Raw genomic sequence first — 21,509 nt, 5'->3', positions numbered from 1 at the left:
GTTTAACGTTCGGGAATTCGTCCAGTTCCTCTGGGTCCCGGAAGCCGGGTGACCTGCTGAGCCGCTGCGAGCTCTTCCCGGGTCTGCTCCAGCTCCAGAGACAGCTCGGTGGCAGCGCGCACCAGTGCGCGAACCCGTTCGCGCACTGCCGCGAGACCCGTCTTGATCTTCGTCAGGGCTTCGCGCAGCGCGGTGTTCTCATCGGCCATGTCCTGGACGACCTGCGGGGTGAAGTTCTGCGCCTTGGCCCGTGCCCGGAACTCTTCCACGAGCTCTTTGTGATCGCCATAGACGACGTCGCGCCGGAGCCCGCACTCGGCGATCAGCTCGGTCCCCGTGAGCTTTCCGACAGACGAGCGCAGGGGTGTCCCGGCCAGAAGGCGTTCTGCCGCGGCGCGTATGTCCTGACGTTCGGCTTCCCGGTCTCGGTTCCTTCGTGTCATGCGACCCGGCCTCCTTCCATGTGTGTGACTTCCAGGCGTGACGCCTCGTGCAGCTCGATCACTACGCAGATCTGCGCCGCCTTCGCGGCGGCTCGGTCCCGACGCGGACGTGGCGTCATCGGGTCACGGGCCTCATTTTCCAGGATGGGCAGTCGCCTGCGGTGTTCGGCGATGTCCCGGTCGGTGTAAGCGAGGTTGGCGCAACTGCTGTGGCACAGCGATTCGTCGGGCCCATCATCGGCGGGTAGTCCCAGCAGCAGCTTCTCCTTCCGGCACTCGGCGGTTTCGGCTCGATGGACGCAGGTCATGGCTTCGCCGTGGTGGATGTCGGTGTCGCTTTGCTCAAGGAGTCGCTTGACGCTGGCCTGCGCGCGTACGGTGCGGCCGAGGAAGGCCGCAGCGCCAGCAGACCGGCGTCGGTACTCGGCTGCGGCCGGCCCGCTGACCTGCTCGTTGTCCTCATCCAGACGAGTCCAGTCGTCCTCGGACTGCTCGAGGGCCATCTCCAGACGCTCCACCGCGACGTCGTCCAGCCAGGAATCGTCGCCTTGGGCGGCGTAATTCAGAGTGACCTTCGTCCTGAGATGGCCGTACTGAAGAGCGGCGGCAATGAGGCCGCGAGGGCGGCGCACGATGAAGTACGCGAGGGTTCGGCGGAAGCGCGACCCGTGCAGGTGCTTGATGGGATCTGGAGGAATCGCCACTGTCCCATCGGCGGGGGTGAAGGTGGAGTTCACCCAGTCCTGGAGCCTCTGCAGCTCACGGATGACCTTGCTGGATCCCCACGTCATAGCGCCCATTCGACTCCTGCGGCCGCTGCCTCCGGGCAGGCGGGTCGGGAAAAGCATGTCGGTTGCGTGAAGCGTCTCCAGCAGGTCGATGGATTGATGCACGGGGCGGACGACCGCCCAAGGGCGGCTGGCCGGCCTGCGCGACTCGGCCGCGGTGCGGTCGTGACCTTTGCCACGGTGCCCGAGCAGCAGCAGCTCCCCGGAATCGGGATCCTCCGCACGGCAGCCGCGGCGGAGATTGGACACTTCCCCGGGGCGCATACCGGATAGATAGGACACGATGACGAAACATGCCGCCGTCACCACCCAGACGAGTTCGGGGAGTTCGGACGCGGTGATCGGCTTGCCCCTCCACGGGCGCCCGTCGACCTGACCAGCGACACTACCGATGAAGAAGTCCCCGGCCACCGGAACTCCGGAGGCTTCGGAGGCTTCGGCGATCGAACGGAGCCCGAGGCCGATGGAATTGGACGCCACGGGAAGCCCGAGGAGGCAGGCCAAGTACTTGTAGTCAATCGCGCCAGGGCTCTCGGGGTCGCCTGGCAGCGCGACGCCTGTGCGGTGTGCGTCCCGGAGGAAGAGGTTCATCCGCTCGGCGCGTGGCAGTCCGGCGAACCGCGCCTGCCCGGGATGGGTTCCGGTGTACAGCTGACGGAATTCTCGCCAGGCATCACGGACATCCGGGCCGATGTCTTCGACGATCCGCAGGGCCCAGTCCAGCAGGGGGATCATCGTGTCCACCGCGATCCTCGCGGTCTTGTTGCCGCGGCCGGTCTGGATGTCCTCCGCGAGCTCGCCCGGAGAGCGTCCCTGCCACGGCTCCGCAACGGACATACGGCATTCCGGAGGCAAATACTGCGCATAGGCCCACACGGCCCGAACGGCGCTGAAGAGTTGGCGGCGTGTGCTCGTACTGGCCTGTATGGACCGGACATGATCCAGATACTGGTCGAGATCGCGGTCGTTCACTTCGTAGAGCCGATCGATGCCGCGATGCCGCAGCCAGGTCGCAAAGACGCGCAGGCGCTTGAACCACAGGTGCACCGTGGAGATGCTCGCCTGGTCGATCCCCGTGTACCTGCCCAGGGCGGGCGGGTACGGCCTGTCGAGGGTTGCCAGGATAAAGACCTTGAAGTCGTGCTCCAGCAGGTTCGGATACGTCGGCCAGTGGAGTGTGATCGATTCGAGGTGCTGGTCCGGCTGGGCTTCCGCCAGTGACCAGGCGCGATCCCTGACCCTGGACAGTGCCGCGGGGTCGGTTCCGTGCCGCAGAGACCGGGTATGGAGGACGTCCCTGTCCGCAAGTTCGTTCAGCAGCGCCGGCAGGGTAGCGGCAGCGTCATTGGCCGTGGTCATCGCAGGTCCATCCGTCCGGCCATCAGGTCGTTGATCATTTCTGACTGGCGCCCGGTGAGCCGGCGGCGTGCCTGGTCCTGCTCGGACTGGTGGTACTGCCCCACCAGGTCCTCGAGTCGCTCATGGTGCACCGCGTGTCTCGCGTTCCACGTCGCCACGTCGGTGTGAACCTTCAGGATGCTCATTTGATCCAGGGCCGCTATTTGCAGGGGGAGTTGGTGGGGCAGTGCGCGGGCGTTCTCGCATCCCAGGCAGGCCAAGAACGATTCTGCGCAGGGTTGACCCGGTGGGGCTCCAGGGCTGTTGAGGTGGTCGGTGCACCCCGTCAGCACGGTGTCCTGTTCACCGGAGACCAGGCGTTGAAGGACCGCGGGATCCAGGTCAGCGTCCCGGGCGGTGCCCTCTAGGTCGGACGCCGCCCGGGCAACCAGCGCGGCCGGCAGTACGGCGATACTGCGTCGCTTGCGGGCAGCGGCTACTTGGGAGCGCAGTGCGTCCGCGACGACGACGCGGGACTGGGTGGCGATGTCCTTGCTGCGGGCGAGGTAGTGATCGTTCATGGTGGACCGGCTATGGGCCACCGGGCGCCGCTTGCGCTCGATTCCGGTCTGCCGCAGTCGCCGCGACTCCACCGGCTCGACCCCGTCCTTCGTGGGCTCCTTGGTAGGAAATCCGTGCTGTACGGACCATCGGGCGATGTTCTTGGCGTCGGCCCCCCGCGTCCAGCGTTTCGCTCCGGATGTCTGCGTCCGGAATCCGGCGAAGGCCGAGCTGTGGCCGCCGTGGCGCCGGGCGAGCTGAGTCAGGTCCAACAGCAGCTGGTAGACCCGTAGCGGTGAACGAAACAGCCGGTGTTCTGGATCATCGGCGATCAGCAGATCGGCCAGTTCTTCCGGCACATCTTCCACAGGTGTCACCATGTGCTCGCGCTCCGGGCCACGCCGGGGCTTGGATGCCTCGATCAGCGCGACCTGGGGAACTCCCTCGACTCCACCATCCGGCCGGTAGTGCGCGGCGGGCCAGGCCGCCACCGTGCCGAAGTTCTCCGCGGTCAATGCCGTCAGCAACAGGCCGAACGCCGTCAACTCCCGCGAGGTAAGGCACAACCGCCGAGTGATCACCTTGGACCCTCCCAGCTTCCACACCACGCTCACCATGGTGCCTCCAGGCACCCGCGGAAGATCACCTGTGCGCTCGAAGACGTCCAGCAGCATGCCGAGCTCGTGGTCTGGATGCCCGGATCCGACCTGTCCGGCTCGGAAGCGGGCCAGGAGATCCTGGCCGGACCGGATGCGGTCCCGCGCCACCCGAATGTCGTGCCGCAGGGCGACCATGATCCGCTGCATGGCGTCGTCGTACTCCGGGACGTCGGAAAGCTCCGTCACCTCCGGCATCCGCTCCTTGTACAGAGCGTCTCGCACCTCCTTCGACAGCTTCTTGTCATCACGCCACAGCTGCCGGAGCCGATGAAGGTGGGTGCGTTGCGAGGCGGCGTTTCGTCCTTCCGTGTGCGTCCACAGCTCCAGCACGTGCGCCTCGGTGACGTCGCCCGGCCCCCGGACGGTTGGGCTCTGGACGGAGAAGTAGCGGGCGAGCCAGGACAGTACCGCGTAGAGGCTCTCGGCCCCTCTCACCCGCTTCACGCCCGAACGCGGCGAGGTACGTTCCGCGAAGGCGGAGGCGAACCAGCGTTGCAGGCCCTCTTCAATCACGACCCGCTTCCCCTTGGAGTCTTGGATGTTGGCGAAGTCGAACACCCGCGAGCGGTCGCCGGACTCCTCGATGACGCGTACCGCGGTACCCCCCGATGCCTCCAGCAGCCGCTCCGGGGGCTGCCAGTCGCACGGCGGCATGCCCGCCTGGCGCCCGCCGCGCCCTCCCCCGCTCACGCCCGGCCCCCCATCTGAACATGGGCGCCCGGACGAGCGACGCCGGTCAGCGTCCGTCCACCCTGCTCCGCCACGGTGCGGATCAGCACTTCGACCGCTTGGGTCTCCTCGCTGTCCAGCAACTCCATCAAGTAGTCGACCTGCAGTGCGGTGAACGGCTCCAGGTACGTCTCCCGCGTTGTGGACGGATCGACGTGACCCAACATGAGGGACAGCGCGTACCACACGCCGCCGAACATCTCCCGGATGTCCAGGAGTTCCTGCTCGGTGAACCCATCCAGCTGGGGCTGCCACACCGTCGAGAGCAGCGAATACCACTTCAGGGCGAAAGAGTGCCGGCACATGTGCGGGCGGCACCACAACGGCACGAGCCCCTCCCCGCCCGCCTGCGCCCAGACCCGCTGGATCCGCTCGTTGGCGGCGGTGAACGTGTCCTCCCAGCCCTCGAACTTCTTTGGCATCCCGTTCGGCGACAGCCACAGGGCCAGCGGCTCCAGCCCGGACGCGGTGCGCCGGAACAGCAGACGGCGCTCGTCGGGGCCCAGTACGTCTACCGAGAGCGATCCCCCGCTCTCCAGATACAGCAGCCGGTTTCGGGCGTTGTAGCCACGGACCACCCGCTTGTACGAGATCCTTTCGTAGGTCCCTCGCCGTTGAGCTCGGCGTACCGCCTGCGTCCGGGAACCCTCCAGCGGGTCGGCGTAGCCCTCGATCTCCCGCAGTACCGCCCTCGGTATTCGGTACCATCGCCCCTCCTTGGCGCCCTTCACGCACGCCGCCGCCAACCAGGCCCGTGGAAGACGGCCTCCAGCGGAACGCGGAATCTCCACATCCAGGACGCTCCCCCACTCCTGAAGGCGCAGCCCCGTGCCGTACAACCCGTCGACGAAGACCGCGTCCCGGTCCTCGTTCGGCCCCGACCAGCCGGCCCTGCGCAACCCATCGAAGCCGTAGCCGCGCAGACCGATGTCCCGCCACTGCTCGAAGGGCGCACGCAGCATCCACTTCACCTGACGGCCACGAGAACCCGCTGGCCGGAACCCATCGCGCCGCTCTCCCCCAGGGCCGACCCCCTGTCTAGAACGGCCACCGGAGCTCGACGCCAGAGCGACCCCGGACACAGGGTTCTGGACGCCGTACTTCCCCCACGCCCAGGTGTAGAAGGTGTTCAGAGCGGCACGGTCCGTGTCGAAACTGACCGCCTTGATCCGGTCGTCATTGCGTACATCGGTCAGGCGCCAGTCCTTGAACGCCTCCACGTCCCGCGCCGTCGCCTCCCGCCAGCCCTTGCCGAACACCCGCAGGAAGTTCAACCACACGACCAGCGTGTACGCGTACCGCTTCCAAGTCCGAGCCCCACGCCCCTTCATCGGCGAGACGCGAAAGAACAGATTCACGCCTGGATCGGCAAAGCCCGAGACAGTGACAAGGACCGGCGTGCCATGCTGAGCTCCATTCCTCGCCGCCCGGTCGTGCAGATCACCGAACCCTCCGAGCATGCCCTCACCCAAGGACGGCGGCGGCTTCAAAAAGTCGTAGAACTCGACACTCCAGCGATCCCACATCACTTCCCCAAGTGCGAGTCATGAGCCGATTACCCGACAACTCTGGGAAGCCTAGTGAAAGTACCGGAACCTCCTCTGGGCCGACGGCGAGCTGACGGCCGTCCTGGACTGGGACCGGCTGGGCGTCCGCCCGTACGCCGAGGAGGTCGTCCGGACGGCGCAGGTGCAGTTCGGGGTGGAGGGCGTCTTCGACCTGGAGCGGGTGGCGGCCTTCGTGAGCGGCTACCGGTCGGTGATCCCGCTGGAGCCGGCCGCGCTGCTCGACGCCGCACGCCGCCCGTGGTGGAAGCGGATGACGGACTTCTGGCAGCTCGAATTCCACTACGCCCGGGGCGATCACTCCTACGACAGCCTGTTCATCGCCGACGAGGCGCTCCTTCACTGGTGGACGGAGCGGCTCGACGAGGTGGAGCGGGCGTTCGGCAACGCTCCTTAGCTTGTTCTTTATCTACCAAGATCTTCCAGGTTTGCCGATGGCCTTGAGGGTCTCGGGGCGTTTGACGGTCTTGCCAACGTCGTAGCGGGTGGCGGGTCGCCGGTTCTTCGAGCCGAGGGGGCGTCCGGGCCCGATTCCGGTCGGTCGAGGAACACGGGCCGGGCAGAGCAGGTGCGCGCGGATGTTCCTGAACCCTCGGCGGACCCGGGCCGGGGTGAGGCGTTCGGGCTCGGCCGGCTTCTCCCAGGGCCGGCGGAGGTCTGCGGCGAGGGGCCGAGCGAGGCGGAGTTGGGTGTGGGCGACGACCAAGAGCCAGGTCCAGCGGTCCGCCGCCTCGGGAGTGCGGACCTTAGGAGTAGTCCAGCCGAGCGTCTGTTTCCCGAAACGGAACGTGTGCTCCAGATCGAATCTCCTGAGGAACACCTGCCACCACAGGTCCACGTCTCCCGGGGCGGTGCCGGTCGTTGAGGACCACAACCACACCGGCGGGGCTTCTCGTTCTTTTGACAGGTGCTCGACCTTCAATCGGACCAGGGTGCCCTCGACGATGGGAAGTTCACCGTCGTGCTCCAGCCAGGCCGAGCGGTGGGTCAGCCGCAGGTGAACCCGGTCCCACGCCGGGGCTTCGGCCTTGCCGTAGTTCACCGTGGCGGTGGCCGTGATGATCGTAGGGGCGGGCCAGGTCTCGGGCTTGGCGAAACGGAACTCCGGCCCGTGCTTGGGCGGCCGGCCATTGACGCCGTGCATCCTCGGTGGCTTCGGCAGACGCATCACCCGGTCGGAGCGGATCCGCCCGACCAGCTCGACGGGGAGATCCCGCAGCACCCAGGCCAGGCGGGTGACGTCGTAGCCGGCGTCCATGACGATCGTGATGTCCGGGTCTCCGGGCGTCCGCTGGCCGGCCGCGACGAGCCGTTCAGCCACGGCCCTCAGCTGGGCGGTGGTGACCGCGGTCGCGTCGTCCTCGGGCCCGAGCCGGACCACGTCCAGGATCCCGGTCCACGAAGTGGCACCAGGCTCCAGAACGGCGACGAAGGAGTACGGCCAGCCCGGGATGAACTGCGACGCGGACTTCGCCCGCCCGTAGACGTGGCAGAACAGCCGGTCAGCCGAGCACGGCGCGTCCGACCGCAACCACGGCGACACATCGACCGCCAGGACCAGACGCCCGCCCTCGAACCGCGGCAACGGCAGCCCGGCCAGCACCGTCCGCAACCGCTCGGTGCCGATCCGGCCGTGGTTGAGGGCTCCGTACAACGCTCCGTGCGCACGACGGTGCTCGGGCACCAGCGTCAGGTCCACCGGCGAGACCACCGGCCCGTCGACGCACAGCAGGACATCCGTCAGCTCGAACAGTTCGTCACGCCGGACGGTCAGACACTCGTAGAACTCTCCCCGGAAGCGTGACGCTTCCGCGAACGCTTCCCTCCGGACATCGTGGTCCAGCAGACTCACCCTCGCGGCCTTCGTCGTGGTCACGTGTACTCCTTGGTCGGAGCACATGATCAGACGAGGGCCGCCCCCACGTCCGGTGAATCCCCAGGCGAGCGAACCCGTTCGAGACACCGTTCGAGATCGTGGCACCATGTACGGCATGACGACCAACCGAAAGGTCCATGCCGCGTAGACGGCCAGGACGCATCCGGGCCGGAATCCCGGACCGGCACCAGTCACAGAACTCAAGGCCGGTCATCGACCGCCTCTCCTCGCGAGCGCTGTCCGAGATCGTTCGCCTTGAACGCACGCGGAACTACCTCCAGCCGGGAGACACCAGCGCGGCTTTGCGCCTCTGGAAGGACTACGTCCATCGCCCGGAGCGCGAGCTCTGGCACGACGACGAGTTCGGCAACGTGCACTGGTACTGCTGCGGCGACCCTCTCGAAGGCCGTGCCCTACTCGACGGCGTGATCCGAGCAATGTCGCCTCGCGGAGCCCGCGAACTCCGCAAGATCATCGAAGAGCTTGACGCCTTCATGGGCCCGCCCTACCCAGCCACAGACCGCCGAAGATAAAGAACAAGCTTAGACCGTGCCTAGTGCGCCGAGCCGTCTCCGGGTCGCGCACAGGGGCCCAGAGGCGGCCCTCAACGATCAACCACGAAAGTCCGATCACAGATCAGCCGAGTCCCGAAGGCTGTGCAGCACAAATCGCCCTGACGATTCGCCAGTTCTGGTCACGCTGATGGGGTGACCGCCTTGTGAATCCGGAACGTCATCGACGAGGCTTGGCGTGGAGGTGTCCGGCAACGGTCCTTGGCGTGCGGCGTAGTCGGACTCGGCTCTCCCCCTAGGCTCTGTCCCGCCGATCATGTTCGGAGCCAGATGATGGTTGCTGCGGTGGTGACGCCTCCTCGGGAACGATCGAGCGCCTCACCTCCTGCACCACCTCCGCCAGGCGGACGCACAGTCTCACCCCGACCTTTCGCTCTGGTTGTTCCATCGCGGCCGCCCCTTCTGACGCAGGAGGCGGCGGAGCTTTCCGTACGTCGGCCGCATGCTGGTGGGCGTGGATCGAGGCGGAATCAACCGAGACGTCCCAGTCGATCCCGTCGGAGGCTTCGGCCTGGGCCTGCGCCTGCTGGAGTAGTCGTTCCCAGGTTCCGTCGGCCGACCAGCGCCGGTGGCGCTCGTAGACGGTCTTCCACGGCCCGTAGCGTTCGGGTAGGTCACGCCACTGCGCCCCGGTTCGCACCCGGTGCAGGATGCCGTTGATCACCTGACGGTGGTCGCGCCACCGCCCACAGCGGTTGTCACCCGTGGGCAGGAGCGGCTTCAGACGTCGCCACTCCGCCTCTGTCAGCTCCCCCGACCAGTCACGCAAGGGCCAACGAACCAGTGGGCGGCATGGGTACGGTCAGCACCTACGATGCCACCACGCCAACTCCGGGCCTTCCGTCGGCTCGTGATGCGTGCGCCGGAGGAACACCGCGTCCAGGCGCTCGACCTGTACCCGAAGCTCGCCGGCGGCCCTCGGTGGAAGCATGAACAGAGCCTCCTGCAGCTTGTCCCGGGCCCAACCCTCGCCGCAGCAGAAGCAGGTGTACTCCTCCTCCCACGGCCTCCACCGGCGCCTCGTGCCGTGGACACGCACGGACCACACGCTCAGCGCCGCCGCCACGATGCCCGGAGACGATCGATCCCGTTCGAACACACGGACAGCCGCATTCGCCGCTCCCGACAGACCCGGGACATCGCGATACCGCAACCAGGGGCTACGCCAGCCGCGCCCCCGAGGCCGAAGCAAAGCTGCTGGTCTACGAGGCACAACCCCTTCACATACAAGTCATGGACGACATCCTCCCACGACCAAGATCGGCCGGACAGAACCCAGGAGACTGACGGCAGTCTGTGACGGCAACCTCAATGCACTTAGACGTCGTTTCTTATGGCGTGATCGTTCGTTGAGTCGTGCATGACGGATCTCGTTGAGCGACTGGTTCCGGACGAGCTGTGGATGCTGTTCAGGCGGGTGGTGCCGCCGGCAGTGGTTGTACGTCCGCAGGGCGGTGGTCGACGGCGGGCAGGTGACCGTGAAGCCCTGGCGGCGATCATCTTCGTGGCGACCTCAGGCTGCACCTGGCGGCAGCTGCCGCCGGTGTTCGGTCCCGCCTGGCCCACGGTCTACCGCCGGTTCGTCCAGTGGAGCCGGGACCGGGTCTGGGCCAGGCTCCACCGCGTGATCCTCGACGAACTCGGAGCGCGGGGCGAGCTGGACTGGTCACGGTGCGCGATCGACTCCGTCAGCCTGCGGGCCGCAAAAGGGGGCCACTGACGGGACCGAATCCGACCGACCGCGGCAAACCGGGATCGAAGATCCACCTGATCTGCGACCGCAACGGACTGCCCCTCTCCCTGGGCATCTCAGGTGCGAACATGCATGACAGCCAGGGCCTGGAGCCGCTCGTGCGCGGTATCCCGCCCATCCGGTCCCGGCGCGGACCCCGGCGTCGGAGGCCGGCGAAGCTGCACGCGGACAAGGGCTACGACTACGGCCACCTGTGCCGTTGGCTCCGCGACCAGGGCATCCGCCACCGCATCGCCCGCAAGGGCGTCGAGTCCTCGCAGCGGCTGGGCCGGCATCGCTGGGTGGTCGAGAGAACCGTGTCCTGGCTGGCGGGCTGCCGACGCCTCCACCGGCGGTACGAACGCAAAGCCGAACACTTCCCCGCCTTCGTCGGCATAGCCGCGACCCTGATCGGCTACCGCCGACTGGCGTCCCTGCTCACGGCCTGAGCCGGTCCTGCTGCACGTCGAAGCAGACCAGCCCCATGGACTTTGCGACGGCCGCCGCGTAGGCCGACGACTCCTCCGCCATGCTCCACCGCATGGCGAAGTAGATCAGCGGACCACTGGCCTCGTCGATCAACGGACCGGTCGACCAGGGCGAGGTGTCCTCCTCGTCCTCGGTGATGTCGCACCACCGCTCAAGCAACACTGCCACGTAAGCCGCGATGCGTTCGGACGGAGGCTCTTCCACCTCGCCGTCGATGTAGCGGTCGTACAGGTTGCTGAAGACCTGGCCGGCGGTCTTGTCATCCGCCGGCCTCTCGCCTTCCCAGACAGCCAGGTCATAACTCATGCCGCGGAGACTCCCACACCGCACTGACACTCGCCTGGCCGTTCGGAAGCAGGAGCCAGCCAAAGGAAACGACGCCTTAAGGGCCCGCAGAGGCTCGTCGGAGCCCAGGCCGGGCGTGGCTTCATGCGCGACCGCGAGGCGGAGCGTGACCGGGCGAACTTGCGAAGCAGATGTCGACGGTTCAGAACCGTCCGTGCCCACCCGTAGGTGGATAGACAAAGGGTCAGATCACCGGTACTGAACCGGAGCCTGGATCTTGTTCGTCTCTGCGCACGGGATTGCCGGGTTTCCGGAGCCGCGTGCGCGGCTGACGCGGGGGCGGGGCGAGGCCCTGGCAGTGGGGTCTGGCAGGGTGCCCCTCATGAACGACCAACCGACCCATGCAGCGGCGCGATTGAGGGAGCTGCTGGGTGAGCCGCCGTGCTGGGGCTGGGCGCGGCCGCAGCTGTGGGAGGCGGCCGAGGAGCACCTCGGGGTGACCCTGCCGACGGACTACAAGGCCTTCCTCGACCTGTACGGTCCGGGCTCCTTCGACCACCTCTTCTGGCTCGTCCGCCCGGTCGAGGGGACCCAGGCCGAACTGGAGCAGATCTGGTCCTTGTCAGGACGCCAGCACCTCGACGACCCGGAGCGCGCTCCGTTCCCCTTCCATCCGCACCCAGGCGGTCTGATTCAGTGGGGTGGGGGTGGGGACGGCCTCATGTGCTACTTCCTTCCCGAGGAGGATGACCCCGACGACTGGCGCGTGGTGGTAGAGACGGAGGAAGGGGAGTGGCACGAGCTCCCTGGCCCCTTCACTGATTTCCTTCTGAGCTGCGTCGAAGGCCCGCACCGCCCGCCCTTCCTGGGGCGCTACCGGCCCGGCCCGACCCTGCGCTACCACCCCGAGTCCGAGGACGGCCCAGACCACCCCCGGTGAGCACCTGTCAGGCACCTGCGCATCTGGTCCGTGCGCGCGGTCTCGTGCGTGAAGGGGACCGTACTGGCCTGCGGGCCCCGGGACCGGGGAAACGGTGAAGCAAGGGCGGCGGCGCAGGCTCGCCGGCATGTCCTTCCTGCTCACCCTCCGCTTCCAACCGCCGTCAGGGCCGACGATCACCGGCCGCTGGAACCAGGAGGAGGCCGCCGAGAGCCGCTTCGGACAGTGGCCGCGTCTTTACGGCGCCCACTCCACCGCCGTCGTCGAGCCGGCCGAGGGAACTTCGGGCGGCCGCAGGGTGGTGGGCCTGCCAAGAAAGATCATCGGTGTTCACGGCTGGAAGCGTAGAAGGAGTCACTGGGCTCTTTCGGAGTGGTCACTGATCGAGTGGCTCAGGCCGAGTCAGGATGAGGGTCGCAACGCACGGGCTCCCGTGCCGTTGAGGGAGGTGTTCGAAGTATCAACCCATTGACGCAGAAGCTCTGTTGGTTCCTATCCTGCCGCGCTCGACCTGCCTCATGCCCTGGTCGAGTGGGTACCCATGCTCATCGTCACCTGTGAGGGTGACCGCCGCTGCAAGCTGCCGCCCCACCAGCGTGCCCTCGTCGGCCTGGTCCACCTTCGCCGACACGACACGCTCACGCAGATCGCCGCCGGCTTCGGCATATCCGTCGGCACCGCCTACGTCACGGCCGTCGTCGAGCATCTGTCCCGGAAGGCGCCGGGCCTGCTGCGGGTCCTGCGCGAGAGGGACCCTGGCCACGTCCTGCTCGACGGGACGCTCGCCGAGTGCGACCAGGTCGGCGACAGCCGGGCCGACTTCTCCCAGAAGCACCGCCGTCACGGCGTGAACGTCCAGGCCATGGCCGACCCCACCGGCAACCTGCTGTGGACCTCACCCGCACTACCCGGCCGCCCCCACGACCTGACCGCCGCCCGCACCCACCGCATCTGCGAACGCCAGGGCGTCCCGGTCCTCGCCGACCGCGCCTCCATCGGCGCCGGCTCCTGGGTGACCACACCGATCAGACGGCTCCCCGGCCGGGACCTCACCACGACCCGGCAGACGATCAACCGGGCCCTGTCGGCGGCGCGAGCACCGGTCGAACGAAGCGTCGCGCGACTCAAGTCCTGGCGCGTCTTCCGCAGAACCCGCTGCAGCCCCCACCGCGTGACAGCCATCGCCGCAGCCGTCCTCCCCCTGGAGCGTCGACGCTGAACATCCTCAATGAGGCGTAGGCACCGGCTTGAGGACCACCGCCCCGAATTGCAGATGTTTCCGATCGAGATGCCACCCCTGCGCACGGGCCAGCTCATCAAGGCCCTCAAGCCCCAGCCCACGGTAGGCGCTGACGGAGAGCGAGAGCGTCTCGCCAGGACCCTGGGAACCTTGTGCGACAGCTCGCCGCAGGGCGAAGCCCGCACGCTCCCGCCACTGCTCGGGGGTGCCGTTCAGTTCGAGCCGGTACTGGCGCCGGGACAGCAACACGCTGTCACCGTACGGATCCTTCGGCACGCCCTTCGGTGTGCTGCCGAACAACGGTGTCCCGCCGCCACCGGCGAAGAGCGATGCGACTACAGCCACGGCAAGACCTGCGGGAAGATAGATCCACTGCAGATAGAACTGGCATCGCAGCCCCCAGACTGAGCGCGGCGGCAGCGGTCCGCATTCGATCCTGCCCGTTGCCCTCTCGCGCGAGCCCCCACCCATGAACAGCCCCCGTTTCCCACCCCGACGTACTGCTCCCTGCATAGATCATGCCGTGGATCCGGTAGGTCTGTCACGACACCCCCGTTCGGGGCCCCAGCCTCGCGGGGCGGCACGACAGCCCCACGGGACACAGGCCCGTCATCCGATCAGAGGCCACGCTGAAGAGGAGGGGGATCTTCTTGTCGATCACCACCGGCTACCGTGAGAGCTGCCCCACACCAAACCCCCGATCGATTCGTCGCGTCGCCGTCCGGGCCACAGGTCAGACCGGGGACTGACACCTCGTCGACCATGGCTGCCTGCCGTTCAAGTCGCTCCGTTGGCCATCGGCAAATCACCTTCTGAGCCCTGAGGACGACGACTTCAAGAAGATCTCCGCCTGGGCCGCCATCCTCTTCGCCCCCACCCTGGTCGGCACCATCTACGGCATGAACTTCGACACCATGCCGGAACTCCACTGGACCCTCGGCCACCCCTTCGCCGTCGTCCTGATGGCAGGCGTGTGCGCGAGCCTGTACATGGCCTTCAAGCGGAAGGACTGGCTGTAGCGGCTACGTGCGGTACGCCGTGTGGTAGGTCGATGCGAGGGTCCACTCGTACAGGGTTCCGGCGTGTTCCCGCAGTGCGGCGGGGGTGGAGACGCGGGTCGCGTGGACGGTCCTGTGACGGGGGGACGGTTCCCGGACCTTCGTCGTCGCGGCGTCGCCGGGGGCGTCCCACGTCAGGGTCTCGCCTCCGGGGCGGGAGCCGATCGACGGGGAAAAGCCGTGCGGCGTCTCGTACGTCTTCCTCTCGTAGTACCGCGCCGCGCTGTCGATCGAGTCCCCTGACCACCGGGCGGGGGTGCTCATGGAGCGCAGGTCTCGGAGGACCCGGGAGACGGGGCGGTCGACGACGAAGTACAGGTGCAGCCGCATCACGCAGTGCAGGGCGGGCTGCTTGGGGGCGTTCCGGTCGAAGTGGTTCCTGCCTCCGCCCCGGGTGCAGGTGTCCACGAGGGTGGTCCGCAGCGGCGGGCCCCAGGAGCAGGAGGGACGCGACCCGGTCGAGCCCTCTGGCGTAAGGGCGGAGTCATGGCCCGAGTGTCCTACGGATCCGTCGCGCGGGTCCGCCCGCCGACGGTGGTCGTCGTCGGCGGGCAGGGGCGTTCAGCAGGGCGGGCGGGTCAGTGGTGCGCGCACTGGCCGGTGGCGGGGCCCCGGACCGTGTTGGGGCGGGGCGTGGTGTCGACGCCCGTGGTGTTGCCGGAGCAGATGAGGGGGCCGGTGACCTCGTTGGCGGTGAAGGCGACGGGGCCGGTGTTGTTCACGAGCTGTACGGGGCCGGTGATCCGGTTGCCGGTGCAGCCGGTGCCGCCGACGCGGACCGGGCCGGTGGCGCCGGTGACCGCGAGCGGGCCGGTGACCGAGGTGCCGCAGAGCTGGACCCCGGCGGCGCCGTCGGCGCGGACGGGGCCCTCGACGCGGGCTCCGGTGGCGACGAGGACCGCCGAGGGGCGGACGGTGACCGGGCCGCGCACCGACGCCCGGTCGAGGCAGGTGACGCCCCGGTTCACGACGAGCGGGCCGTTGTGGGTGCCGGTCAGCGTGGTGGTGCAGGCGGGCGTGCGGGCCACGTCCTTCTTGAAGTCCAGGGCGTAGGCGAGCTTGCCGGGCTTGGCGTCGGTGAGCGGCCGGCCCAGCTTGGCGAACTCGCCGCCGGTCTCCTTCTTTCCGTCGTTCCAGGCGGCGAGGCGGCCGAGCTGGGCGGCGGTGCGGCCGTCGGCGACGACGGCGTCCGGGGCGAGGGCCGTCATCCGCCGGGAGGCGTCCTTCACCAGGGCGAGGTACGCGGCGGGGTCGTCGAGGTCCCGGCCGTCCAGGGACAGCTCCGGGCGCAGCCAGGAGCCCCATTGGTACTCCAGGAACTCCGGCGCGTGGTCGGGGACGGCGTAGCCGATGTCGCGGGTGAAGTAGACGAGGCTGCGGTACGGGTCGTCCTGGAAGGACGCCAGGCCGAGCCGCTCCGGGAGCCGGCCGACCGTGATCTCGCGGCCGTCCGCGTCGCGGAGCCACACCTTGTTCTCGGCGCGCATCCGCTGCCAGAACGCGGCGGGCGACAGGTCGCTGAAGTTGTCGGTGACGCGGAGCCGGACGCGGGCGCGGGGGCCGCCGTCGGGGCTCTCCAGGAAGGAGGTGAGGGTGTGGTGCCCGTCGGTGAGGTAGAGCTGTCCGCCGGGGCCGACGACGGCCGTCTTCATCGGCTCGACGCTCTCCTCGGTCTCCTGGCCGAGGGGCACCGTGCAGGTGAACGTCGAGGGGTCGTCGAGGCGGGCGTCCGGCCGGACGGAGGCGGCCTCGCCCTGCCCGTTGGCCTCGCACCAGTCGTCGAAGCGCTTGTTGAAGCCGCCGGCCGCCGCGTCCTTGTCCGAGCGGTAGCGGCCGAGCTTGTAGTAGACCTCGTCGTGGCCGAGGACGGCCTGCGTCGGGCGCAGTTCCTCCAGGGCGGGGGCGACCAGGTCGCCGGGCTGTGCGCAGGTGTACGCCGGGGCGGTCCGCCCGGGAGCGCAGCGGGCGGCTTCGGCGGCGCCGGCCGTGCCCGGCGTCGCGGCGGCGACCGTGCCCGCCACCAGCGCTCCGGCGACCAGACCCGTGCCCCGTATCCGCCTCTTGCTCGCCGTGCCCATGCGTCTCCTCCTCCTGGTCCGCCCGGGGCGGACCGGCCTGTGCCGTCGGCCGGACGATGACAGGGCCCGGCGACGCGGTTCCGGCGCGGGTGTGAACGGGGGGTGACGCGGGGATGCAGTGGAGGCGTCACGGGGCGGGGCCGGGAAGCGGTCGGGAAGGGGCGGAGGGGGACGGCGCGTCCGGGACGTCACCGGGCGAATTTCTACAGTGACGTAGAAGTGACGTAGATTCGAGCGCCGCGATCGGTCGCGGCGCCCGTACGGGCACACCGTCCGTACGGTCAGAGCGGAAGGCGGAACCACCTTGGGCATCGTCAGCTGGATCATCCTCGGCCTCCTGGCCGGAGCCATAGCCAAGTTCCTGCTGCCGGGCCGCGACCCCGGCGGCTTCATCGGCACCACCCTCATCGGCGTCGCGGGGGCCTTCCTCGGGGGCTGGCTCTCCGCCAAGTTCCTCGACCGCCCCATCCAGAACGAGTTCTTCGACCTGGCCACCTGGGGAGCGGCCATCGGCGGCTCGCTCGTGCTGCTCATCGCGTACCGCCTGCTCTTCGGCAACTCGCGGAACTGACCCCCGCGCCCGGCTCCCCGCGGGGAGCCGGGCCGCCGGCGGCCCGGCGACGGATGGCCGGAAAGCGACTGCCGGATCCCGGGCGGCGGAAGCCGGTCGCGAGCCTCGGGGCACCTTCGCCTCCGTCGCCCAAGTCGACTTTCCCGAGGGGATGTCGGAGCACTCCGCCCCGGAGGCGGACGGAACCGCGAGCACCCCCTCCGACCTGGGGAAAGACGCCCGAGGGGCGACCACCCCGCATCACGTTTCGGCCATTTCCGCGAAGATCGGGGGACCGTACGAGCGCCCCCGGCCCCGCCGCCTCTATGCTTCTACAGTCCTGTAGAGAGCGGGAGCGGGGTACCCCTCCGCGCCCGCTCCCCGCCTCCCCCGCCTTCTTCCTCCCCCGAGGTGCCGCCATGCCGACCGAACCGACCGGCCCGGAGACCGCCCTCCTCGTCGGAGGGCCCGCCGACGGCCTCCGCGTCCGCGTGGCGGGACGGCCCGGCGTGATCCAGGTGACGTACCCCTGCGAGGTGGAGGACCCCGGGAGCGGGGTGCGCGCCGCCGCCCTCTGCATCTACCGGCGGGAGACCGGGGATTCCGGGGAGCTGCGCTACGGCTTCGACCCCGCGAGTCCCTGACCTTCCATCACCCGCCTTTCTTCTCAGCGTTCTTGTGCTTTCTTGTGCGTTCTTACGTGAAATGGAGTGAACGCCCCATGGTGTTCAAGCGTCTGCTCGGCTCGCTCGGTGTGGGCGGTCCCTCGGTGGACACCGTGCTCGACCCCGGCGCGGTGACGCCCGGCGGCACCGTCAGCGGCCAGGTCCGGCTGCGCGGCGGCAACGCCGACTTCACCGTCGAGCACATCACCCTGGAGCTGGTGGCCCACGTCGAGGCCGAGCACCACGACGGCGAGTCGCGGGGCACGGTCGTTTTCCACCAGCACGTCGTGGGCGGCCACTTCCGGCTCGCCGAGGGCGAGGAGCGCACCGTCCCCTTCGCCTTCGCCCTCCCCTGGGAGACCCCCGTCACCGAGCTGTACGGGCAGTCGCTCGGCATCGCGCTCGGCGTGCGGACCGAACTCGGCGTGGCCGGGGCGAAGGACAAGGGCGACCTGGACCCGCTGGCCGTGCGCCCGCTGCCCGTCCAGGAGGTCGTCCTCGAAGCCCTCGGGCAGCTCGGCTTCGGCTTCAAGTCGGCCGACCTGGAGCTCGGCCACATCGGCGGCACCGGCCAGCAGCTCCCCTTCTACCAGGAGATCGAGCTGGTCCCGAGCCCTCGGTACGCGCACGCGTTCAACGAGGTCGAGGTGACCTTCCTGACCGGGTCGGCGGCGATGGAGGTCGTCCTGGAGGCCGACAAGCGCGGCGGCCTCTTCTCCGAGGGCCACGACGCGCTCAGCCACTTCGTCGTCACCCACCAGCAGGTCGGGCACACCGACTGGAACACGGAGGTGGACGGCTGGCTCCAGCGGCTCCTCGCCCACCACCCGGGCGGCGCCCACGGCTCGTACGGCCACGCCGACCCGTACGGCCACGGGGACAGCCACGGCCACGGGGACGGCCACAAGCACGGGGGCGGGCACCACTCCGGGCCCGGCGTCGGCACCGCCGTCGCGGCGGGCGCGGCCGGCCTCGCCGTCGGCGTCGTCGGCGGCATGGTCGCGGCCGAAGTCGTCGACGAGATCGGCGACTTCTTCGAGGACGAGGACGAAGACGAGGACGAGGGCGGCGACGAGGACTGACGCCCCGCCCGAACCCCTCCCCGACTCCGCGGCCCCGCTCTCCTCACCTCACCCTCAGAGCGGGGTCGCGGCCTTGAGGATCAGGAACAGCGTCACCGCCGAGTTCGCCGAGGCCAGGGCCGAGGCCGTGGTGCCGGCCGCCGCGCCCCAGGCGGCCAGCCCCGCCCCGGAGAGCGGCGAGGGCCAGGCCCGTGCCACCGGCGGCCCCATCAGGGCGGCCACCCGGCGCGGCACCGGGCCCGCCGCCGCGAAGCCGGAGAGGAGGCCGGGAAGCAGGCCGGGCGGGGCGCCGCCGGAGAGCAGCGCGGCCCGGCCCACCGCCCGCGCCACCGTCCGCCGGCTGCCGATCCGGTCGGCCGCCTCCTCGTCCGCCCACCGCTCGGTCGTGTAGGCGACGGCCGTGCGCAGCGGGCGCAGGAAGGGGTTGGCCCGCGCCGCGAGCTGGACGGCCAGCAGGAAGCGGTGGTGACGGCCCGTCAGGTGGGCCCGCTCGTGGGCGAAGAGGGCCCGCCGCTCGGGCCCGGTCAGGGCCCGGACCAGGCCGGTCGTGGCCACCACCCGGCCCCGGCGACCGGGCAGCGCGTACGCGTAGGCGTTCCGGTCGTCGGGGAGCAGGACGACGGAGGAGCCGGGCAGGCCCGCCAGCGCGCGGGCGGCCCGGCGGCGCACCCGGTGGTGGTGCCAGGCGGTCCGCCCGCAGGAGGCGAGGACGGCGAGCAGGGCGGGGATGGCGGCCCGGCCCGCGAGTTCGTCGTACGGGACGGCGGCCCGGACCTCGGGGTCGGACCAGGCGTCGGGCAGCGGGTTGCCCGGCAGCTGGGCGGTGCCGACGACCACGAGCAGGGCCAGCGAGAGGGTGCTGCACACGGCGAGGACGACGGAGAGGCCGGTGAGCAGCCAGGTCGCCGTCCTCGGGTGGAGGTGGTGCTCGGCGAGCCGGGCGACCGGCCAGGCGGTCAGCGGCAGGACCAGCGGCAGGAAGACGAAGACCCCCATGCGGTCAGTCTTCACCCTCCCCGGGGCCCTCGGCCAGCAGGCCCCGGAGCAGTCGTTCGTCGTGGGGCGAGAGCGCGGTGACGAAGCGGGCGAGGACCGCCTCCCGGTCGCTCTCGGCGTCCAGGACCCGGCGCATCCGCAGCGCGGCGAGACCCGCCTCGTCGGCGACGGCCGTCCACTCGAAGGACCGGCCGACCCGCTCCCGGCTCACCGCGCCCTTCGCGTACAGCCGGGTCAGGATCGTGATGACCGTGGTGTAGGCGAGGCCGGTGCCGAGGCGTTCCTGGACCCAGCCGGCGGTACGGGCTCCGCCGGCCTGCCGCAGGGCGGTCACCACCTGGGCCTCCAGTTCGCCCTGGCCCCGCCGCCGGGAGACCGCCCCCGGCCCCCGGTCGTCCCGCTCGTGTTCCGTCATACCGCCGCCCTCCTGCGCCTCGACCGCCCCCGTGGGGCGGTACATCGTACTGAGGGCGCCGCCGGGTCACGGGCGGCGGAGGTCCAGGAGGGTCGGGAAGGTGCCCACCGCGTCGAGCGCCATGGAGAGTTCGGCGACGATCCGGGGGTCGTCCAGCGGGCCGCGCAGGAACTCCTCCAGGCGGTGCATGCGGTAGCGGACGGTGTTGGCGTGGCAGTAGAGGGCCCGGCCCGCCTCGGTGGCCGAGCCGTGCGCCTCCAGCCAGGCGCGGGCGGTGGCGAGGAGGGTGGTGCGGTCCTCCTCGGGCAGCGAGAGGACGCCGCCGAGGATGCGGTGGACGGCGCGCTGGGTGGTCTCCAGGTTGTTCATCACCAGTTCGGTCAGCGGCGTGTCGTCGAGCTGGCGGACCGCCACCGCGCCCGGCGGCAGCGACTCGGCGGCCACCTGCGCGTACCGCAGGGCGTGGCCGGTCTGGTCGAGCCGCTCGTAGACGGGGCTGACGCCGACCCGGCCGGTGGCGGCGGACCGGACGGCCTCCAGAGCGGCGGCGGCCTTCTGCCGCTGCGGGCAGGACAGGACGCCGGTCTCGGAGCCGGGCTGGGCGCGCCACGCCGAGGAGACGTCGAGGGCGCGGAGCCGGCTCTCCAGGCCGGGCAGCGGCGGCTCGCCGGGGGTGACGCCCTCGGCGGTGACGACGAGGAAGGTGCCCTGGAAGGGGAAGTCGAGGATGCGGGCGACCTCCCAGACCGTCTCGCTGCTCAGCGACGGGCCGTCTATCAGCTCGGCGACCAGGGCGGAGCGGCGGCGGTCGGTCTCCACCATCCGCTCGGCGCGGGTCTGCCGGTAGGAGTCGGTGAGGGCGATGGAGTAGGCGTCGGAGAGTTCCCAGATGTCGGAGGCGGCGTCGAGGAGGGCGTCGGGCGCGGTGCCGCCGGTCTTCCGCGCCTCCAGCAGGAGCTGCTCCCAGAAGTAGGTGAAGCCGAGGCGGTAGGCGCGCAGGACCTCCGCGAGCGGCGCGTCCTGGAGGGCGCGGCGGCGGCCGGTCTCGGCGGGGGCGGAGAGGTCCACCGAGGCGGAGCGGGGGTCGGCGAGGTAGTCGATGATGTAGGCCACGTTGTGCCGCATGGAGGCCCGGAGGTCGTCGGGTCCGACGACCGTGCTCCGGTAGAACTCGATGTGGTCGTACGTGTGCTGGGCCATGGCCCCCGCGAGGGCGTCGATCCTGAGCGCCAGCGTCCGGGACAGTTCGGCCACCTGCCGCCGCGCGGCTGTTGCGTGCATTCGGGAGAGCCTAGGGCAGGGGCGGGCCCGGACAGGGTCCAACGGCACAACTCCCCCGGAGGTCGTTGTCGTCGGATACAGGAGTCCCTGTGCGCGTCCACATGGCCGGAACGCACCGGGCGTGGCGAAGATCGTCCCGTTCCCCCGTACGTACACGCGTGTGAGAA

At 69.8% G+C, this 21,509-nt stretch carries 19 protein-coding genes and 3 pseudogenes; 9 read left to right on the top strand and 13 right to left on the bottom strand.

The window, feature by feature from the left end; genetic code table 11:
- Nucleotides 1-2: 2 nt before the first annotated feature.
- From IE219_RS30585 to IE219_RS30570, 4 genes are all read right to left on the bottom strand, one after another.
- Nucleotides 3-443, bottom strand: a complete 441-nt coding sequence (locus IE219_RS30585) for a hypothetical protein (protein ID WP_189983441.1) — start codon at nucleotides 441-443, stop codon at nucleotides 3-5.
- Nucleotides 440-2,590: a site-specific integrase gene (locus tag IE219_RS30580; RefSeq protein WP_189983440.1), complete on the bottom strand. Its 2,151-nt coding sequence runs from the start codon at nucleotides 2,588-2,590 to the stop codon at nucleotides 440-442. The genes IE219_RS30585 and IE219_RS30580 overlap by 4 nt, the downstream gene beginning before the upstream one ends.
- On the bottom strand, nucleotides 2,587-4,347 hold the full coding sequence (locus tag IE219_RS30575; RefSeq protein WP_229850232.1) for a hypothetical protein: 1,761 nt from the start codon (nucleotides 4,345-4,347) through the stop codon (nucleotides 2,587-2,589). The genes IE219_RS30580 and IE219_RS30575 overlap by 4 nt, the downstream gene beginning before the upstream one ends.
- A 128-nt stretch (nucleotides 4,348-4,475) precedes the next feature.
- Entirely contained in the window at nucleotides 4,476-6,044 is a 1,569-nt protein-coding gene (locus tag IE219_RS30570) for a site-specific integrase (RefSeq protein ID WP_189983453.1), read from the bottom strand.
- Between the two features lie 58 nt (nucleotides 6,045-6,102).
- On the opposite strand from IE219_RS30570, the pseudogene IE219_RS30565 reads away from it, so the two are divergent.
- Nucleotides 6,103-6,480, top strand: a pseudogene (locus IE219_RS30565) (phosphotransferase); the annotation flags it as partial.
- A 12-nt stretch (nucleotides 6,481-6,492) separates the two neighbouring features.
- Here IE219_RS30565 and IE219_RS30560 read toward each other — a convergent pair.
- Together IE219_RS30560 and IE219_RS32385 are read right to left on the bottom strand one after the other, a co-directional pair.
- Nucleotides 6,493-7,983 carry an NF041680 family putative transposase gene (locus tag IE219_RS30560; RefSeq protein WP_189983439.1) on the bottom strand — a complete coding sequence of 497 codons (1,491 nt, stop codon included), beginning with the start codon at nucleotides 7,981-7,983 and terminating at the stop codon, nucleotides 6,493-6,495.
- Between the two features lie 832 nt (nucleotides 7,984-8,815).
- Nucleotides 8,816-9,300, bottom strand: a pseudogene (locus tag IE219_RS32385) (IS5 family transposase); the annotation flags it as partial.
- 591 nt (nucleotides 9,301-9,891) lie between these two features.
- On the opposite strand from IE219_RS32385, the gene IE219_RS30550 reads away from it, so the two are divergent.
- A protein-coding gene (locus tag IE219_RS30550; protein WP_189983437.1) for an IS5 family transposase occupies nucleotides 9,892-10,712 on the top strand; the annotation gives its coding sequence in 2 pieces (ribosomal slippage) (nucleotides 9,892-10,239 and nucleotides 10,242-10,712; 819 coding nt in all).
- Here IE219_RS30550 and IE219_RS30545 read toward each other — a convergent pair.
- Nucleotides 10,702-11,058 (bottom strand): hypothetical protein, encoded by a 357-nt coding sequence (locus IE219_RS30545; protein WP_189983436.1) that lies wholly within the window; start codon nucleotides 11,056-11,058, stop codon nucleotides 10,702-10,704. The genes IE219_RS30550 and IE219_RS30545 overlap by 11 nt on opposite strands.
- Nucleotides 11,059-11,419: 361 nt before the next feature.
- Between IE219_RS30545 and IE219_RS30540 the strand changes: the two genes are divergently transcribed.
- From IE219_RS30540 to IE219_RS30530, 3 genes are all read left to right on the top strand, one after another.
- Complete coding sequence (locus tag IE219_RS30540; protein ID WP_189983435.1) at nucleotides 11,420-11,977, top strand: SMI1/KNR4 family protein; 558 nt, start codon at nucleotides 11,420-11,422, stop codon at nucleotides 11,975-11,977.
- 127 nt (nucleotides 11,978-12,104) lie between these two features.
- A complete protein-coding gene (locus tag IE219_RS30535) occupies nucleotides 12,105-12,449 on the top strand; it encodes a hypothetical protein (protein ID WP_189983434.1) in 345 nt (114 codons plus the stop codon).
- Nucleotides 12,450-12,518: 69 nt separating this feature from the next.
- Entirely contained in the window at nucleotides 12,519-13,196 is a 678-nt protein-coding gene (locus IE219_RS30530) for a transposase family protein (protein ID WP_189983433.1), read from the top strand.
- Between the two features lie 6 nt (nucleotides 13,197-13,202).
- On the opposite strand, the gene IE219_RS30525 is transcribed toward IE219_RS30530, so the two are convergent.
- On the bottom strand, nucleotides 13,203-13,562 hold the full coding sequence (locus IE219_RS30525) for a hypothetical protein (protein ID WP_189983431.1): 360 nt from the start codon (nucleotides 13,560-13,562) through the stop codon (nucleotides 13,203-13,205).
- Nucleotides 13,563-14,050: 488 nt separating this feature from the next.
- Between IE219_RS30525 and IE219_RS30520 the strand changes: the two are divergent.
- Nucleotides 14,051-14,236: pseudogene (locus IE219_RS30520) on the top strand (CorA family divalent cation transporter); the annotation flags it as partial.
- Nucleotides 14,237-14,239: 3 nt separating this feature from the next.
- Here the strand turns inward: IE219_RS30520 and IE219_RS30515 are convergent.
- Nucleotides 14,240-14,683 carry a hypothetical protein gene (locus IE219_RS30515; protein ID WP_189983429.1) on the bottom strand — a complete coding sequence of 148 codons (444 nt, stop codon included), beginning with the start codon at nucleotides 14,681-14,683 and terminating at the stop codon, nucleotides 14,240-14,242.
- A gap of 170 nt (nucleotides 14,684-14,853) precedes the next feature.
- On the bottom strand, nucleotides 14,854-16,353 hold the full coding sequence (locus IE219_RS30510) for a ParB/Srx family N-terminal domain-containing protein (protein ID WP_189983427.1): 1,500 nt from the start codon (nucleotides 16,351-16,353) through the stop codon (nucleotides 14,854-14,856).
- Nucleotides 16,354-16,657: 304 nt separating this feature from the next.
- Between IE219_RS30510 and IE219_RS30505 the strand changes: the two genes are divergently transcribed.
- From IE219_RS30505 to IE219_RS30495, 3 genes are all read left to right on the top strand, one after another.
- Nucleotides 16,658-16,924, top strand: a complete 267-nt coding sequence (locus IE219_RS30505) for a GlsB/YeaQ/YmgE family stress response membrane protein (RefSeq protein ID WP_189983426.1) — start codon at nucleotides 16,658-16,660, stop codon at nucleotides 16,922-16,924.
- A gap of 398 nt (nucleotides 16,925-17,322) precedes the next feature.
- Nucleotides 17,323-17,547 (top strand): hypothetical protein, encoded by a 225-nt coding sequence (locus tag IE219_RS30500; RefSeq protein ID WP_189983424.1) that lies wholly within the window; start codon nucleotides 17,323-17,325, stop codon nucleotides 17,545-17,547.
- Between the two features lie 77 nt (nucleotides 17,548-17,624).
- Complete coding sequence (locus IE219_RS30495; RefSeq protein WP_189983422.1) at nucleotides 17,625-18,650, top strand: sporulation protein; 1,026 nt, start codon at nucleotides 17,625-17,627, stop codon at nucleotides 18,648-18,650.
- Nucleotides 18,651-18,704: 54 nt separating this feature from the next.
- Here IE219_RS30495 and IE219_RS30490 read toward each other — a convergent pair whose 3' ends face one another.
- The 3 genes from IE219_RS30490 to IE219_RS30480 form a co-directional block, all read right to left on the bottom strand.
- Nucleotides 18,705-19,646 carry a M56 family metallopeptidase gene (locus tag IE219_RS30490; protein WP_189983420.1) on the bottom strand — a complete coding sequence of 314 codons (942 nt, stop codon included), beginning with the start codon at nucleotides 19,644-19,646 and terminating at the stop codon, nucleotides 18,705-18,707.
- Between the two features lie 4 nt (nucleotides 19,647-19,650).
- Nucleotides 19,651-20,061, bottom strand: coding sequence for a BlaI/MecI/CopY family transcriptional regulator (locus IE219_RS30485; RefSeq protein ID WP_189983418.1), 411 nt, complete (start codon nucleotides 20,059-20,061; stop codon nucleotides 19,651-19,653).
- Nucleotides 20,062-20,127: 66 nt separating this feature from the next.
- Nucleotides 20,128-21,342 (bottom strand): PucR family transcriptional regulator, encoded by a 1,215-nt coding sequence (locus IE219_RS30480; protein ID WP_189983416.1) that lies wholly within the window; start codon nucleotides 21,340-21,342, stop codon nucleotides 20,128-20,130.
- Between the last annotated feature and the right edge of the window lie 167 nt (nucleotides 21,343-21,509).

Source organism: Streptomyces termitum (assembly GCF_014650175.1).
Lineage (GTDB): Bacteria > Actinomycetota > Actinomycetes > Streptomycetales > Streptomycetaceae > Streptomyces > Streptomyces termitum.
Note: the sequence above shows the minus strand (reverse complement) of the source record. Positions and strands in the feature narration are given on the sequence as shown.